The sequence below is a fragment of the Evansella vedderi genome, assembly GCF_030813435.1.
In the GTDB taxonomy this organism is placed as follows: Bacteria; Bacillota; Bacilli; order Bacillales; family Salisediminibacteriaceae; genus Evansella; species Evansella vedderi.
The window spans coordinates 18,181-34,784 of the sequence record NZ_JAUSUG010000003.1; the positions used below are offsets into that span (position 1 = coordinate 18,181).

Below are 16,604 nucleotides of genomic sequence, written 5' to 3' on the forward strand. Positions count from 1 at the left end.
CATTTTATGTCGAATAAAAAGGAGCTACGTACTATACGTAGCCCGGTTTTTATAATAGATCTAGACGTTACTAGTTGCTAAAATTTTGTTTAATCTTGTTCGGTTAAACAATTCCTTTGCTCTCGGGGGGAGATCATTCACAACGACACTGCCTCCATTAGCAATCGCACGTTTTCTTACAGTAACAATCACACCTAGCCCAGTACTATCTATATCATTTACTTGGCTAAAGTCAAAAAGAAAACGGTAATACCCCTTAGTAATATAGTGAATTAAGTCCTCTCGTAATAAGGCTGCTTCTTTTGAATAGATAGCCCCACTTAAATGAACAATTACCTTGTTATCTCGTATATCTGTAGAATGAGACATTCCTATCATTCCTTTTATATTTTGAATTTATCGATAGACTCTCTTAAAGATTGTGCTAATTCATTCGTTTCGCTGGCGGTGGCCGCGACGGATTCCATAGCTGATTTCGTTTCCTCAGATGATGCTGAGGTCTCTTGAGCATTGATGGAGGTATTTTCAATACCAGCTGCAAGGGTGTCAATAAGTTCTACAATTTTCTCAGATGATGCAATTTCTTCACTCGTAACCTCAGAAATACTTTCAATATCATTTACGGTTTTCTTAACTGCTTTAAGAATTTCTTCTAATGAATCACCACATACACTTACAATAGATGAACCTTGATCCACTTGTGATTTACTTTCTTTAATAGCTAGTACTGCATCACTTGTGCTATTGGAGATTTGTAAGATCAATTCCGCCACTTTTGTTGCACCTTGACTGGACTGTTCCGCCAATTTCTTAACTTCATCCGCTACAACTGCAAAACCTTTCCCTGCTTCTCCTGCTCGAGCTGCTTCAATTGCTGCATTTAATGCTAATAAATTCGTTTGATCAGAAATGTTTGTTATCATATCCGTAATTGTTTTTATTGCCCCTGTATACTCATTTAACGTTTGAATAAACTTTTCTGTTTCATCCGTTGATAATTTAATATTTTCCATACATTTAATGGCATCTTCCACTGTCTTTTTCCCAACATTAGCCGTCTCATAGGTACTCTTAGAATTTTTAGCAGAAGAATAGGACTTTTCTTTCGCAATTTGAATTAAGGAAGAGAGTTCTAACAGGGTTGCCGATACTTCTAGCATTGTACAGTTTCCCTTCTCCGCATCTGTTGATGTAACTTGACTATTATTGGATATACTATTTATGGCATTGGTAACTTCCTCACTGGAAGCTGCCATATAATCTGAAGAAGAAGCGAGAGTTCGTGCGGAGCTTTCTACCTCACCAACAAGCCCCCTTAAGTTTTCAACCATTTCGTTTAAGCTTTCTGTTAACTTTCCTACTTCGTCCTTAGATTTAACCGCTAATGGTTCTCCTGTAAGGTCCCCGTTAGCTACATCCTCTAAACGAGTTGCCGCGGAGGAAATAGGGTTTACAATCATATTTGCAATAATAAGTGCAGCTGTAATCGCGATCACGATGGCAGCAATGGTAATGAGGATAAATGTCCACTGTAATAGCTGACCGTTTTGTAGTAAATCCTTTTCAAGCTCTACAATTTTGGCATCCTGTAAGTCAAATATCACCTGCCATGCTTCAATTGCTTCCATTGCATAAACAGTACAAAATTCTTCCATTATATCAATCGTATGTTCAAAGGAAGGTCTTTTAAAGGTATGGGAATATTGATCAGGATTCCCATTCCCAAATACACCATTATGATCATCAAACGTTGGAACAACTTCATCCGTAATTAAGGTTCTCCACCTTGCTGTTCGCTCATCTGCTGCAGCAATAGCATCGGCATATTCAGGATCATTCCCAAAGCTTTCAAGTAACATTTCTTGTGTTGCAATAGAGTATTCTGTGAGTTCCTCAAACTCTTTTGCTAGTTCCGGATCTCCATATAAAATATAACCTCGGGCTGTCACAACTCGGTATGTAACATTATGCTTCATTTCTTCTGCAGCTTTTAATAATTCATATTCCTCTTCCACCATTTTCCTTACATCGTCTGTATAGTTTGAGATCCCGATGTATCCAAAAATCCCCATAACTAAAACAGTCAGCACCACTAATCCAAAGCCACTAAGTATCTTCAACCTTAAACTTTTCAAAAACGATCACTCCAATATCTCATAAAATCAATTCTAATCTCTAGAAAAAGCTCACCAAAAAAGACTGGTGAGCTGGTAAAGGTTTTGCAGGAACTTTACTAACAACCTATCCATTTTGGTAACTCGGCTGCCATTGTAACGTATACTTTAGGCCCGTAGCTTTGCGTCCCCAGCTTTCGCAAGGTTTGCCTTTTTCAAAGATAGAAATAGAATATTAAATTTTAAACTTTAAACATAGAAAAACAAAGCACATTACAATAATAGATATAATTCAACAAAAAAGAAAAGAGGTTCTTTGAAATATCTTAATCGCGGTAGAAAAGACCCATTATTGGTATGCAAATACATTGCTTTCCTGCCGGTTTCAAAGGATTACTTCATTTTTACAACAGGGGTTTTCCTTAAGTACAAAATGATCATGCCTGTGATTATAGCTGAACCTAAGAATATAAAATGGACTGGTATAACCTCTCCTAAAGCTCCTACCCCTATAAATGCAAATGGAACTGCAAGCTTCATGATGGTGGAAGAGGTACCCGCTACACGACCTAATAAATGATTAGGGGTTGTTTCCTGCCGAAGTGTGAAGTAGTGAATATTGATTAATCCTCCAGTAAAACCATTAAAAAACATCCCTATGGCAAGCCAATACCAATCCATTGACAAAAACAAAATGACATAGCCGATACTCTCTAAACCTAACGCTAGGAGGAATAGTGATCCCCGATTGATCCACCGCGTAATTTTCTTTGCAATGATGGCAGCTAGCAATCCTCCAACTGCGGAACTGGAAAGAATGAGACCCATTTGTGTTTCCATTACATTCATGACATCTAATGCGAAGAAAATAAGGACTGCTAGTGTTGCTGCTGAGGCGATATTACTTAGGAGCACCATGATCGTTAGATTCCACAGCTCCCTATTTTCTATAAGACTGTTCCAGCCTTCTTTAATATCTTTGAAAATACTATTATTTGTTTTCGTTACATCCGATTTTTCCTCAAGTGGAAGCCTTAAAAAGCTAGTGAACAATAATAGGAATAATAAACCTATGAGGGTTATGGAAAGTCCGTAAACATAATTCATGGCCACTAATATAATCCCAGCAAAGGCTGGGCCGACTAAGCTTACGGTAGTACGAATAAACGAGATAATGGAATTAGCTGAGGTCAATTGATTCTTATCTACCATTAAAGGGAGGACCGTATGATAGGCATTGCCAAATGTGTACCCTGCTGTATAAAGAATAAATCCAAAAAGATAAAGATGCCATAACTGAATATTGGAGGACATTAAAAAGATAATAATCCCTAATATGGAAAGTGCTTGTATACTTGCGGCACTCAGCAATACATATTTTCGATTAAACCGATCCACGAGAACTCCGACAAAAATGGCTAATAACAAATTTGGTAAAAATTCAATTCCCCGCATCGTTCCCATTGCCAATGTGGACTGGGTTAAATCATAAATAATAATTGGCAATGCCAAGGTAAAGATATAAAAGGTTAAGTTAGATATGGAACTACCGGTTAAAAGGAGCAAAAACTGGCTGTTTCTCCATAATGACTTGTTTCCATTTCCCACTGGTTCATTGACTTTTTCTTTCACTGCTGCTTTCATGTTCATCACTCCCTAAATCTTTTTACAAGGATCTTTTAGTATAGATTGTTGTTTTAAAATAACGCTTTTGAAACGCGAAATTCTCCTCTCTCGCTCGTGGTTCATGCATTTCTAGAGACAAACTTCGTAACGAATTAAAAAAATTAAGTTTGCTAAATAGCCTTTTACAAATCAAATTTTATCTGTGGAAAAGGTGACTAAAAAGTGTACAATTAATTTATAATTGTTCACCTTTTTAAACTCCAATAGTAAGGGATGAGAACATGATGAAATTAACGGAACATTATCTTCAACTGAGGGATAGTCTAGGGAATACGGTAGAAAACGAGGATTTTACCATAACCATTGATGAATTAGCCGATATTTTATGCTGCACACCTAGGTACACAAAGAAGATAATGAAGGAAATGCACAATCAAAACTGGATTAATTGGAAAGTAGCCTACGGCAGGGGAAAGCGACCGACACTTACCTTTTTGAAAAACAAAGGGGAAGTCCTTTTTGAAGTCGCTAAATCTCATATTCGATCCGGGCGCTATAAAGAGGGGCTCCAAACAATAAGTTCAGTGGGTCCACCTTATCAGCAACTATTAAATGACTGGCTCGTGAATCAGTTTGGCTACATAGAAGAAAGTCATCAAGATGAACAATTAGATATCTTACGCTACCCTTTTTATTATTCTATTGTTCATTTAGATCCCGCCCATATTAATTCCATACATGAAAACCATTTAGTTGATCATATATTTGATACACTCCTCGTTTATAATCTACAGACGAAATCAGTGGAGCCGCACTTGGCTCATCACTACGAATCTAGCGAGGACGGGATGAAATGGCGATTTTATTTGAGAAAGGGAGTTTATTTTCACCATGGAAGGGAATTAACAGCAAATGACATTGTTCAATCGTTTCAAAGGCTGAAAGAAACCGCGTTTCATAACAAATCAATGATAAGGAATATACGTAGTGTTGACGTTGTAAAAACGTGGATGGTGGAATTCACCTTATTCAAGCCTGATTATTTATTTCCACACGCATTATGTCACAAACAATTATCCATTATACCCCTTGAAATTTATCAAAATGCAAGGGAAGGATTCACGAAACTACCAACAGGAACTGGACCTTTTAAGATTACAAAACATGATGAGTCTATGATAAGACTGGATGCCCATCAGCATTACTTTAAGGGACGCCCCCATTTGGACCGCGTGGAAATTATCACCTTAGCCGATTTAGATCAGACTACCAAACGTGATTTTACTGACTATTTTTCCCATGATGTTTCCGAGAAGAACAGCCCTATGTATTGGGAGGAAGTTCAACAACCTGAAGAAGGGGCAACATATATAACTTTTAATTTATTTAAAGGTGGACCACATCAATCTATCAAGGTTAGAGAAGCCATTAACTATGCTATTGATAAGGATGCCCTTTGCGATTTTTTAGGAGGAAAACATATCTTCCCTGCAGATAGTCAACTAATAAATGAAACGGATAAGACATATGTAAACCAATATAACCCAGATAAGTCGAAGGAACTACTTCATGAGGCTGGCTATTCAGGAGAGACACTAACACTTTATGCAACCCAATTAAGGAAGAATGCTTCTGTTCGGAAGGAAGCATTCTGGATCAAAGAACAGTGTGAGAAAGTGGGGATTATGGTCGATGTCCATGTTGTGCCCATTAATGATCTCTTAAGGGAACAAACTAGGAAAAAAGCGGATATGATTATTGGCGGAGTGGCTTTCGGAAACGACATTGTCTATTCCTTCTATCGTTATTTACAAATGCCAGCCAGCTTTGTGAAAAATTTAATGGGTAAAGAATTAGGGAGTGTAATAGAAAGTCAACTAATGAAAGTGGTACAAGAGCCAGATATGGATAGACAGATGGGCTATTTACTCGAGCTTGAACGTATGATCAAAGGGGATTTTGCGATTATTCATCTTTACCATCGAAGTCATGCGATTAATGTGAACAGTAACTCCCAACTACAAGGAGTCAGCTTAGAAGGCTTTGGGAGGGTGAATTATAAAGATTTATGGTTTAAGTAACCTTTTAAAACTTCCTATCGTTATCATTGAAAAAAAATCAATAAACGCGTTGGACTCGAGCTTTCTTCCTTTCGCGTTTATTGAACTATGAACGTGATTTGGTTTTCATTAAATTCACAGTAAGATTTCCGTTCTTCATTTATAAGGTTTTTTATAAGGTTTCCCCACATAGAGAAACTATATCTTTACCATAATTGTTCTAATATTTTCCCACCCATAAACTAATTCTTTAAGCTTCTTTCCGGCAATCTCAATCTCTACTTTGTCGATTACTTTAGCGCCTAATGATTCGTAAAACAGCCGGGATTGATTATCTTCCAACACTAAAACAAGCATGGAATGAATACCGGATTTCTCTAATTCTTCCATAATTGGTTTTACAAGCAACCTTCCAATCCCTTGCCCTTGGGATTCTTTTACTATGTAGATGGCGTAAAGTTCGCCTTTAAACCCCTGGTACTCTCCGCTTCTTTCTTTTCCACCAGTGGAAAATCCAATAATTTCCCCTTTCTCATTTTCAGCGACAAAAACATTGCCCTTCGGTATATTATTTTTCCAAATTTGCTCCCGACCTTCGTAAGTCAAATTAGTTAAATATTCATCAGGTATAATACCTTTATAGGTCGTTCTCCAACTGTCCACATGGACTTTCGCAACTCCAGATGCATCCGTTAAAACGGCTTTTCTTACTTTCAAAAAAAACACCTCACTTTTGATACCATTTCAGTGCCCGTTGCTCCATCTCCTTCACAAAGCCATCCTTTCCTTCAATGTATGCTGCTATTTCGTATGGAAATTGTTGAGCCAGTGATTGTTTTAATTCGCCGTACTCTTTTTTAACCTGCGGAAAGGTACTTAGATATTCACGGAAAGCTAAATGTCTTGTAATATCTTCACTTCCTACTTGAAAAATATGTACGTGATGAGTACGATTGTCACCACCCTTTTGAAAGTAGCGACGTTTAGGAATACCATTCTCTCCCCTTGGTTCATACCCAATTTCTATCATTGCTTGGTTGTAATTATCTACTTTTTCAATGTCTCTCACGACGGGCATGATGTCTATAATCGGTTTTGCTTGGAGTCCGCGGACCGCTGTGCTTCCAATGTGGTGAAGAGCAACCAACTCATCTTCGAAAATGTTAGCTAGTTTATTTTCTTCTTCTTTAAACATGATGAGCCAAGCTTCGTTATAGGCACATACTTCCACTTTACGCATTACAAAGTTCTCCCTCTCATTATTTTGATAGCATTGCTTCTTGTAATAGTACCGAATGAAAAGAATGAACATGGTTACCGTCATAAGTGAAATTATGCTGATAAATCCCTTCGTCTTCAAAAAGGGTAGTTAGATAGTACTTAAGATTAGCAATCCCTTTGTTATCGGGGTGAAGAATCCAGGATAGGCTCTTCTAATCTAATATCCCTTCTTCCACTTTTATCGGTGTAGGAAATGCATATTCTTCTTGTAAGTCCGCAATAAATAGGTGCATACCACCGTAGTAGGAACCTTTTGGATTAGTCCAAGTTACATCCCCTTTATACTTCACCCTATCAATCTCTAATTCTATTCCTGTCTCTTCCTTTACTTCACGTATAATGCAGTCAAGAGGTGTTTCTTCTCTGTTGATTTTGCCGCCGACACCGTTCCATGCCCCCATCCACGCATTCTTTTCCCTATTTAGCAATAAAATATTTTCTCCTTGTCTGATAAAACAAATAGTATATTCAAACATCCAGCATCCCTTCCTACTGATAAAATTAACTTTCACAAATCTTAACCAAATTTCTACCCTGCCTGTATGGTTATCCCCTACGATATTATCAATCTATCAAAAGTTTAACATTAATTACCTGTTCAATGTGAAAAAGAACACTTTTCGCACTCAAATATGGTTTAACCTATCATATTATTCGTCCTTTTATCAAAGCATCTGTTCCCTATATTGTTTTACTATCCGATTTGAGGAGTTTACTTGCCGTTTAAGATACTTTACTAGCGGAAATGAGTGCTTTACTATCCGAAACAGCTACTTTACTTGCCGCTGTCACAAGTTGGACACATATCTTCATCGACTCCTACTATTTTTTTAACTCACAACTTGCTGATTTCAATATTGGTGTCTTCATTTCTATTTAAAGATCATAAAAAAACCATAATCTTTTCGAATATGGTCTAATCTAACAAATTATGGAGTTATTTACTTATAACCTTTACTCCTTATGTTGATTTTACTATCCAAAACAGCTGCTTTACTTGCTATTGTCACAATTAAGACACATCTCCTATACTTTTTTTAATTCACAACTTGCTGATATCTAAATCTATAATAAATTAAATAAGTAAGCACTGATGTCAGGACAAGGAATATTCCCAAAATCAACGGTGGGTAGAGAATTGGATACCCCAGCACATTATACACTTTAAATTGTTCAAATAAAGTGGCAGCCTTCATGAGTTCACTGTAATTAAAACTAGAAACGTATTGGAAGGCCCCGCGATTTAAGCCTATTTGCTGGATCATGAAGGGAATTCCCAATAATGCTCCACTTATGAAGAAGGCAATCATGGAATTTTTCCAAACAACAGAAAGGAACAATACTAGAATTCCAAAGGCCACACAGGCAAAAAATTGGATCGTGAAGGAAAGGATAAAAAACTGCCAAACTTCCCATCCGTATGGAGATTGTTCGTATAACAAATCTATTGATAATCCTCCAGGTAAGCTTTGAATGGGAGCATTCCAGCCTTGGAATCCACCAAACTTGCCCCATTGAAATACGAGGTTGACAAAATGCAATAGAATAAAGAGAACAAATATATACGTTATGGCGGCCATAATTTTCACCGAAACAATTCGTCTCTTCCCATGTTTCGTAGCCAAAATTAAATCAGCCGTTCGTTTCGTGTATTCGTCAGCAAACACTGGGGTTAACCCTAATAGGATCAATGTGGATAGAAAGATAACCCCGGAAACAGGTTCAATAAAATCAAACATCCCACGCCATGCCCGAATAAGAAAAAAACCATGGGGCTCATTAAGCTCCTGAAGCATGCTCCATTCTTTGCTTGCCACTCTATATTCATAAGATCCACTGGATAAGTGGGCCAGTTCGCCACTCAAGTTTTCGATACGCTCATTTAATCGGTCTCGATTCATCCCAGCAATAGCCACCATAAAATGCACTTCCGCTGCTGCCATGTCTTCGAAACTAGCACTAGCTTTTTCTCCACTATCAGATAAGCCCATCTCTTCACGTGCTAATGCAATTTTTTCATCGGTTACAGGGCCGCCCCAGGCTTCGTGAAGTTCCTCATACACTCCTTCATTCATGGGCATGTCCCCAGGATAAATCAAATCTCCATAATACATGGTGAGGATAACAAAGAATAAGACGATGTAAATACTTTTCCTTGTAAAAATTTTATAACACTCGTTACTATACAACGCCGACCGCCTCCTCATCAAAATAATACAAATACACATCCTCTAAAGAAGGTTGAACTTCCGTTGCATTTGGTAGCGGCCTGTCCCCGCTAACAATTCGAAGCTCTATACCTGACGCTTTACGATGAATATTTCCCACTTTAAACGTCTTCTGGAGGGATCCTAACTCCTCTTGGGTGACCGTTACTTTCCAAACCTTCCCACCCATTAACTCCAGCAATCCTTCCACATCATTTCGTTGGATCAGTTCCCCCTCCTTCAAGAGAAGGATTTCCTTTGCTATATATTCAATGTCTGAGACAATGTGCGTGGATAGGAGGACAATCCGCTCTCCTGAGATTTCCGATAATAGATTCCTAAAGCGAATCCGCTCCTTTGGATCCAATCCGGCCGTAGGCTCATCCACAATCAGAATCTTCGGATCATTTAACAAGGCTTGGGCAATTCCTAACCTTCGTTTCATGCCTCCGGAAAATGTCCCTGTCTTCCGTTTCCGCTCCTCCGTCAAATTCACTAACGCCAAAACTTCGTTAACCCTACTCTTCGCTTGATTTTTATCTAAACCCTTTAAGCTGGCAAAATACATTAAAAAACGTTCCGTAGTGAAGTTCTTATATAACCCAAATTCTTGGGGCAAATATCCTAATATATCTCTGTAATCATCCCCCATCAAGGAAATGTCCCTGCCATTATAGAGAATTCTTCCCGATGAAGGCTTCAAAATATCTGCTAGCATGCGCATAAGCGTGGTTTTTCCTGCTCCATTTGGTCCTAGGAGGGCATACACCCCATCTGTCAATTCCCCTGAAAAACCACAAACCGCCTTCTTCTCTTTATATTCCTTTGATAGATTTTCAATAGTTAGCCTCAAGGGTCCTTCCCTCCTCGTAAGTAGAATATTTCCGAATTAACATCCTCACTTGAATAGCCAATAGTAACATCCCAACCCCCATCAATAGAAAGTACATGACCGTATTAGCATTGAAAAAGTGCGCTGTCCAAGCATGATGATTTAAGAGCAAGCCAATAAAAATCAGCCACAGAGAAAAGAATGTCGTAACAAATACCGTTCCCCTAAACCGCATACTTAAAGCCAGTGCCAAGGCAGCAAAAATAGTAAATGGGGTGAACCAGATCAGGAACATCTCCCAAATAGTCGTGGAATCCACTAGGGGAACAAAACTAACCGCGAGGAGACTATTTAAAGTGATGTTGTACATCCCCACCAGAAATAGTCGCGCGAGAATAATTTCATGGGCAGAGAACTTACAGGCCATTTCCATTTCCAACAACCCTTGCTCCCTTCCTTTAAAAACCTCTAGTAAACCAAAAATAAATGGGATCGGCGCTAGCAAGACAAGGGTAAATAACGGATTATAGGCTCCATAGTTCGTTAGGAAATAACCAACTAGAAAAAGTACCATACTGGTAATCCAGTAGGATTTACTTACGACGGAGACCTCCTCCGTTGACCTCTTCACTATTTGGATGAAACGCTCCAGAAGAGTCATAGATTGTTTTTTCCGTTCTGGAACATATTGGCGTAACGTATCAATCGTTGCATCGATTTTTTGTTCATCCGGGTATTTAACAAGATAGTGGGAAAGCTAAGCACTGCTGCGAAAGTAATCCCGGCAATGATTCACGGCAATCTTCAACAACCAATGCTGAAATTTTCCTCCTCCTTTATACTCGTTGATCGACTTCATCATTTTTATGAAAACCTCTTGGGTCATATCATATGCAAGATGGTAATCTCCTACTTTTCGATACACATAGGCAAAAATCGTTTTATACTGTTTTTTTATTAGTACTTCCATTGCTGCTTGACTTCCATTTTTAATTTCTTCAATTAATTCCTCATCTATCGGCACCTTGATCACCACCTGTATTTCTACTTCCTCTACTAATATTAACGAAAAGTTTTTCAAAAAGATTTAAAAACTTCCCAAAAAATACTTTTACAAAAAAATAGCTTAGGATCCAGATGATCCTAAGCTCTGCTAAAAAAGTATTTATTTTAAAATAAAAATTACTTGCATACAAATCAAGTTACTTTTCAAAGGAGCGTGATTTCAATTAAGTAAAGTTCCTGTTAAAAAGTGACATACGCTGCTGTAACTTATAATAAGCCCGTTCACTTTTATTCATGTAGATTAGTTGTTTCCTAACATTTCATCGACTTTGTCTTGATTGTTTTCGATCCAAGTTCTCGCCATTTCCTCTTCAGGAACACCATTTTCATCATATTCGATGATCATTTCTTCAATATCGGAAACGTCGATACTCCAATTACTTAAGAAGTCATAAACCTCTGGTGCTTTTTCTTGTAGGACAGCATTTCCGATCACTCGTACTTCGGAAGTATCAAAATAACCTTCTTGACCTTCTAATACTTTAAGGTCAAAGTTAACAAACATTGGGTGTGGTCTCCAGCCCAAGAAGATAACCGGTTCTTCATCGGCAATAATACGTTGCGCCTGGGCAAGCATGCCACCTTCACTTGATGGCATATATTCTAAATTAAGACCAAAATCTTCAATCATTGCTCGTGAAGTTTCTCCCATTGGAGCACCTTCTTCAATACCATAAACCGTATTGTCATGAATGATATCTTCATTCCCAATTAAATCTTCCATAGAGTTAATGTCTTCCATATACGTTGGTACAACCCAGCCTAACTCTCCTTCCGTATAGCTTACAGAAAGTTCTACCAGGTCATCGCCGTAACGCTCCATAAAGTTTCGGTGCATATCCGGTAACCAAGAATCCATAAATACATCAATATCTCCACGTGCAAGACCAGCAAATACTCCACCAGCATCCGCAGACATTAATTCTACTTGGTACCCTAAATCTTCTAAAATTTCTTTTACGATATACGTTGGTGGAATAGTGCTTGTCCAAGGTGTAACACCTAATGTAATCGTTACATTACGATCGACTCCGCCTTCGTTATTTCCTCCTGTAGCTTCCTCTTCCCCACATGCGGCAAGAATAGCTGTTAATAAAACAGTTATAAAAATGAGACTAACTTTCTTCACGTTGTTCTCTCTCCTCTTTTCGTTTTTTCATTTATACCTTGGGTAATACGATCTAGCATTATTGCTAACACAACAATACCTAAACCGCCGACTAACCCTTGCCCTACGTTAACCCTTGAAATTCCTGATAAAACTTCATTACCAAGTCCAGGTGCACCGATCATAGATGCGATTACCGCCATGGATAAGGCTAACATAATTGTCTGGTTAATTCCGGCCATAATCGTCGGAACGGCTAATGGTAATTGCACTTTAAATAACATTTGCGAAGAGGTGGAACCAAAGGCCTTCGCTGCTTCAATAACTTCCGTTGGTACCTGCCTTATGCCTAGAGCTGTTAATCTAACACAAGGCGGAGTAGCAAATATAAAGGTAGAGATGACCGCAGGAACACCTCCAAGGCCAAATAATAAAATGGCAGGAATTAAATATACAAAACTAGGTAAAGTTTGCATGAAATCAAGTATAGGACGTACCGCCTTATCTACCGCCGAATATTTAGCACTTAATATCCCCACTGGAATACCAACGATAATGGAAAACAGTGTTGCCACTAAAACAATGGCTAAGGTTTGCATCCCTAAGTCCCATAAACCAACAGAACCAAGGTAAAGGAAACCTAGTAAACTAAAGATGGCAACCCCTTTCCCTGCAATGCGCCACGCTAAAATAACGATAGTAATGGTTATGATTTCTGGTGGGATCCAAGTGAGAAAATTGATTACCAACCCTATAAAACTACCAATATATGTACTCAACAAATCAAACAACAGGCCAAATATGGGTAATAAGAAATCATCTACAAAGGTGTTTGTCCATTTTTCCAAAGGAAAGTGAAAATAATTCATGATACATTCACCTCCTTTTCTTCCTCCACTGCAACGTTTTCTTTCCCAAGTACTAATCCTGAAAGAATGGAAACTCGAACGATAATTCCTTTTAACTTCTCCTGATCAACAACGGCAATTGGATATTTTGACTCTGAAGCAATTTGAATCAGTTCCGTTAGTGGTGTATCTGGAGCGGTAGTAGGATATTCCGTAGTTAAGTAGTCTTCCACCCAACGGTCTTCATTGACTGCTTGTACTGCATTATCAATGGTTAACAATCCTTTTAGGGTTTGATCTTTACCCATCACAAAAATACTAGAAATACCTTTCTCCTTCATTTTACGAATGGCAACTCGGGGTCCATCTTTCCACGTAGCTATTGCATCCGGCTTAAGCATTACATTTTCAGCCACAAAAACTTTTGACCGATCTACATCTTGGACAAAGGTGGATACATAATCATCCGCAGGTTCCTTCATAATTTGTTCTGATGTACCTATTTGAACAATTTCCCCGTCTTTCATGATGGCAATGCGATCTCCAAGCTTCAGTGCTTCGTCCAGATCATGGGTAATAAATATAATCGTTTTATTCAATTTTTCCTGAAGCTGTAATAACTCATCCTGCATATCTTTACGAATGAGAGGATCTAATGCACTGAACGCTTCATCCATTAATAAAATATCCGAGTCATTTGCCAAGGCCCTTGCCAATCCGACTCGCTGCTGCATACCACCGCTTAATTGATCCGGGTATTGGTTTTCATAGCCACCTAGACCAACAACGTTAATCGATTCCTGAGCCCTTTTTAAACGTTCTTCCTTATCATATCCTTGCACTTCTAGTCCGTAAGCAACATTTTCAAGGACGGTTCGATGGGAAAATAGGGCAAATTTCTGAAATACCATGGCAAGTTTCTTTCTCCGGGTATTCAGTAGTTCTTTTTGATTCATAGTAACAATGTTTTGCCCATCAATAAGAATTTCCCCTGAGGTTGGCTCAATCAATCGGTTAATCAACCGAATTAACGTTGATTTCCCACTGCCGGAAAGTCCCATAATAACAAATATTTCTCCAGGCTTTACATCGAATGATGCCTGGTTAACACCTACCGTAACACCTGTTGATTTAAGTATTTCTTCCTTCGACTTCCCTTCAATCAGCTTACTAATTGCTTCCTTTTTTCTCGTACCAAATAACTTGGTTACTTGCTTCACTTCTACTTTATTTTTCAACGTTTTATTAACCTCCTTTCCATAACACTTTAATATGCTATCACGATAATCGATTAAAGTTCAAAGGACATATTCGTGATTTAGCACGAATATAGGGAAAAAATAGTATTTCCATTGATTATAATAATATTTTTTAAATAATTATTATTAATTAATAATAAATTTACTACTTTTCTCAATAATTAAATTTGTTATAAAAAATTATGTAGGATCGAGGCTGGGACATAACTAAAGTGTTTAATCGGAAATACGAACAATACACTACCTTAGCGAAGTATATTTCCGAAGCGGGTAGATTGCAACCTACATCTAGTTTTGTTTGGATTTCTTATTAGTAAAAATACTTTTGTCCCAGCCTCAAAAATCTCCGTACTTTTACTAAAACCAACCCATTGGTTGTGGCTGAAGGTTTGTATAGATATGTTTTAATTCTGTATATTCCTCAAGACCCGCAGACCCGAGTTCTCTGCCAATTCCAGATTGTTTATAGCCACCCCAAGGAGCTTGTGGAAAATAAGGATGAAAGTCATTGATCCACGTGGTTCCCATTCGTAACTGTTTAACAACCCTCTCTGCACGATTCCCATCTTGTGTCCAAACGGCTCCTGCTAAACCATAAACACTATCATTGGCTAGTTTAATGGCTTGTTCTTCCGTATCAAATGTTTCCACCGTTAAGACAGGGCCAAATACTTCCTCCTGCACGATCCGCATACGAGTATGACAGTTTGTAAAAATGGTAGGTTCCATAAAGAACCCTTGTTGTAATGCAGGATTTTCTGGACGTTTCCCACCTAAAACAAGTTCAGCCCCTTCTTCTTTCCCTAGTTGAATAAAGTCTTCAATTTTCTCTAAGTGTTCTTTGGAAATGACAGGTCCCATTTGTGTTTTTTCGTCTAATCCGCTTCCCATACGAATCTTACTCGCCTTCTCCTTCAGTTTTTCAATAAACTCGTCGTGAATAGTGGATTCAACGAGTAATCGTGCACCAGCTGAGCATACTTGTCCTGAATGAAAGAAAACGGCATTTAATGCATAATCAACTGCTGTTTCCATATGGGCATCGGCAAAGACAACGTTTGGGTTTTTGCCTCCTAATTCTAAGGAAATCTTTTTAAAATTGCCGGAGGCTGCCTGCATAATTTTTCTCCCCGTATTCCCACCACCAGTAAAGGAGATGAGATCCACATCAGGGTTCTCGGATAATTCGGCACCAACAGTGGCACCAGATCCTAAAACAATATTAATCACTCCTGGAGGAAATCCTACTTCTTCAAATATCTCCGCCATTTTAATGGTGGTCAATGGAGTAATCTCACTTGGCTTTAAAACGATCGTATTTCCGACTGCAAGGGCAGGGGCAAGCTTCCAAGATGCTTGTAGAAGAGGATAATTCCATGGTGTTATTTGACCACAAACACCAACGGGTTCCCTTACGACTCTACTTATAGAGTTTGGAATGGGTGACTCTATTACATCCCCCGTATCTTTATCCGCTAAACCTGCATAGTACTGGAACACGCCAGCAATATCATCCATATCTGCTTTACTTTCCTCTAATGTTTTTCCCGTATCTAAGGTTTCAAGGTGGGAAAGTTCATCCTTATATTCCCTTATTTTCTCTGCCACTTGAAATAGGAGATGTCCCCTTTCCACACTAGAAACGTCTCTCCATTCACCTGTATCAAAGGCTTCTCTAGCTGCTTTTATGGCCCTTTGTGCATCCAAGCGATTTCCTTCTGTTGCAAGTGTAATCACATCTTGATTAAATGGGTTGATAATTTCACGAGTTTCCCCAGAAAGGGACTCTTCCCATTTCCCATTGATGAACATTTTTAACATAGTATTCACCTCGATTTACTCCGATTTATTTATAAACAACTACCTGGTCTTCTTCGATTTCTACCTTATATTCCTTTAACTTAAATTTAGGGTTGGATAAGGTACGACCTTCGTTTTTTGCATCAAATTCCCTTCCATGCCATGGGCAGCGAATAATTTCCCCTTCTCTGCAAAACTTGTATTCGCCAACCTTATCTGTAGGTTCCGGTGCACCACAAAGCTTCCCTTTCGATAATGGTGCTCCTTGATGAATACAACGATTAGCAAAAGCGTAGAACTCCCCATCGGATGTTCTGCAAATGACAATGGATGCTCTCCCTAATGTGGCCTCTTTCATATCTCCAGGGGCCATATCATTTTTGTTACAAACAACTGTCCTCATT

General features: G+C 38.5%; 16 protein-coding genes and 1 riboswitch. Of the genes, 1 reads left to right on the top strand and 15 read right to left on the bottom strand.

Annotation, left to right across the window (positions count from 1 at the left end):
* Positions 1-60: 60 nt before the first annotated feature.
* The 3 genes from J2S74_RS04455 to J2S74_RS04465 all read right to left on the bottom strand — a co-directional run bounded on the left by J2S74_RS04455 (position 61) and on the right by J2S74_RS04465 (position 3,758).
* Positions 61-369: an STAS domain-containing protein gene (locus J2S74_RS04455; RefSeq protein ID WP_307322367.1), complete on the bottom strand. Its 309-nt coding sequence runs from the start codon at positions 367-369 to the stop codon at positions 61-63.
* A 14-nt stretch (positions 370-383) separates the two neighbouring features.
* Positions 384-2,135, bottom strand: coding sequence for a methyl-accepting chemotaxis protein (locus J2S74_RS04460; RefSeq protein ID WP_307322369.1), 1,752 nt, complete (start codon positions 2,133-2,135; stop codon positions 384-386).
* Between the two features lie 114 nt (positions 2,136-2,249).
* Positions 2,250-2,335, bottom strand: a riboswitch (cyclic di-GMP riboswitch).
* A 172-nt stretch (positions 2,336-2,507) separates the two neighbouring features.
* On the bottom strand, positions 2,508-3,758 hold the full coding sequence (locus J2S74_RS04465; protein WP_307322370.1) for an MFS transporter: 1,251 nt from the start codon (positions 3,756-3,758) through the stop codon (positions 2,508-2,510).
* Positions 3,759-4,021: 263 nt separating this feature from the next.
* On the opposite strand from J2S74_RS04465, the gene J2S74_RS04470 reads away from it, so the two are divergent.
* Positions 4,022-5,821, top strand: coding sequence for an ABC transporter substrate-binding protein (locus J2S74_RS04470; protein ID WP_307322373.1), 1,800 nt, complete (start codon positions 4,022-4,024; stop codon positions 5,819-5,821).
* A 177-nt stretch (positions 5,822-5,998) separates the two neighbouring features.
* Here J2S74_RS04470 and J2S74_RS04475 read toward each other — a convergent pair whose 3' ends face one another.
* The 12 genes from J2S74_RS04475 to J2S74_RS04530 form a co-directional block, all read right to left on the bottom strand.
* Positions 5,999-6,517, bottom strand: a complete 519-nt coding sequence (locus J2S74_RS04475) for a GNAT family N-acetyltransferase (protein ID WP_307322376.1) — start codon at positions 6,515-6,517, stop codon at positions 5,999-6,001.
* A 10-nt stretch (positions 6,518-6,527) separates the two neighbouring features.
* Positions 6,528-7,040: a GrpB family protein gene (locus J2S74_RS04480; protein ID WP_307322380.1), complete on the bottom strand. Its 513-nt coding sequence runs from the start codon at positions 7,038-7,040 to the stop codon at positions 6,528-6,530.
* A 193-nt stretch (positions 7,041-7,233) separates the two neighbouring features.
* The gene (locus tag J2S74_RS04485; protein ID WP_307322381.1) at positions 7,234-7,557 is read right to left on the bottom strand and encodes an NUDIX hydrolase; all 324 of its coding nucleotides are present in this window, start codon (positions 7,555-7,557) and stop codon (positions 7,234-7,236) included.
* Between the two features lie 561 nt (positions 7,558-8,118).
* Entirely contained in the window at positions 8,119-9,270 is a 1,152-nt protein-coding gene (locus tag J2S74_RS04490) for a hypothetical protein (RefSeq protein WP_307322383.1), read from the bottom strand.
* A complete protein-coding gene (locus J2S74_RS04495) occupies positions 9,263-10,141 on the bottom strand; it encodes an ABC transporter ATP-binding protein (protein ID WP_307322385.1) in 879 nt (292 codons plus the stop codon). The genes J2S74_RS04490 and J2S74_RS04495 overlap by 8 nt, the downstream gene beginning before the upstream one ends.
* The gene (locus J2S74_RS04500; RefSeq protein WP_307322387.1) at positions 10,125-10,751 is read right to left on the bottom strand and encodes a hypothetical protein; all 627 of its coding nucleotides are present in this window, start codon (positions 10,749-10,751) and stop codon (positions 10,125-10,127) included. The genes J2S74_RS04495 and J2S74_RS04500 overlap by 17 nt, the downstream gene beginning before the upstream one ends.
* A gap of 126 nt (positions 10,752-10,877) precedes the next feature.
* The gene (locus J2S74_RS04505) at positions 10,878-11,201 is read right to left on the bottom strand and encodes an RNA polymerase sigma factor (protein ID WP_307322388.1); all 324 of its coding nucleotides are present in this window, start codon (positions 11,199-11,201) and stop codon (positions 10,878-10,880) included.
* Between the two features lie 225 nt (positions 11,202-11,426).
* Positions 11,427-12,314: a glycine betaine ABC transporter substrate-binding protein gene (locus J2S74_RS04510; RefSeq protein WP_307322391.1), complete on the bottom strand. Its 888-nt coding sequence runs from the start codon at positions 12,312-12,314 to the stop codon at positions 11,427-11,429.
* Positions 12,311-13,162 carry an ABC transporter permease gene (locus J2S74_RS04515; protein WP_307322393.1) on the bottom strand — a complete coding sequence of 284 codons (852 nt, stop codon included), beginning with the start codon at positions 13,160-13,162 and terminating at the stop codon, positions 12,311-12,313. The genes J2S74_RS04510 and J2S74_RS04515 overlap by 4 nt, the downstream gene beginning before the upstream one ends.
* Positions 13,159-14,379, bottom strand: a complete 1,221-nt coding sequence (locus J2S74_RS04520) for a quaternary amine ABC transporter ATP-binding protein (protein ID WP_307322395.1) — start codon at positions 14,377-14,379, stop codon at positions 13,159-13,161. The genes J2S74_RS04515 and J2S74_RS04520 overlap by 4 nt, the downstream gene beginning before the upstream one ends.
* Positions 14,380-14,757: 378 nt before the next feature.
* Complete coding sequence (betB, locus tag J2S74_RS04525) at positions 14,758-16,221, bottom strand: betaine-aldehyde dehydrogenase (protein WP_307323154.1); 1,464 nt, start codon at positions 16,219-16,221, stop codon at positions 14,758-14,760.
* Between the two features lie 25 nt (positions 16,222-16,246).
* On the bottom strand, positions 16,247-16,603 hold the full coding sequence (locus J2S74_RS04530; protein ID WP_307322397.1) for a Rieske (2Fe-2S) protein: 357 nt from the start codon (positions 16,601-16,603) through the stop codon (positions 16,247-16,249).
* Between the last annotated feature and the right edge of the window lies 1 nt (position 16,604).

Coding starts and splice junctions, on each gene's coding strand:
- J2S74_RS04480 (WP_307322380.1), bottom strand. CDS start 7,040: ATGCGTAAAGTGGAAGTATGTGCCTATAACGAAGCTTGGCTCATCATG.
- J2S74_RS04470 (WP_307322373.1), top strand. CDS start 4,022: ATGATGAAATTAACGGAACATTATCTTCAACTGAGGGATAGTCTAGGG.
- J2S74_RS04530 (WP_307322397.1), bottom strand. CDS start 16,603: ATGAGGACAGTTGTTTGTAACAAAAATGATATGGCCCCTGGAGATATG.
- J2S74_RS04515 (WP_307322393.1), bottom strand. CDS start 13,162: ATGAATTATTTTCACTTTCCTTTGGAAAAATGGACAAACACCTTTGTA.
- J2S74_RS04455 (WP_307322367.1), bottom strand. CDS start 369: ATGTCTCATTCTACAGATATACGAGATAACAAGGTAATTGTTCATTTA.
- betB (WP_307323154.1), bottom strand. CDS start 16,221: ATGTTAAAAATGTTCATCAATGGGAAATGGGAAGAGTCCCTTTCTGGG.
- J2S74_RS04485 (WP_307322381.1), bottom strand. CDS start 7,557: ATGTTTGAATATACTATTTGTTTTATCAGACAAGGAGAAAATATTTTA.
- J2S74_RS04465 (WP_307322370.1), bottom strand. CDS start 3,758: ATGAAAGCAGCAGTGAAAGAAAAAGTCAATGAACCAGTGGGAAATGGA.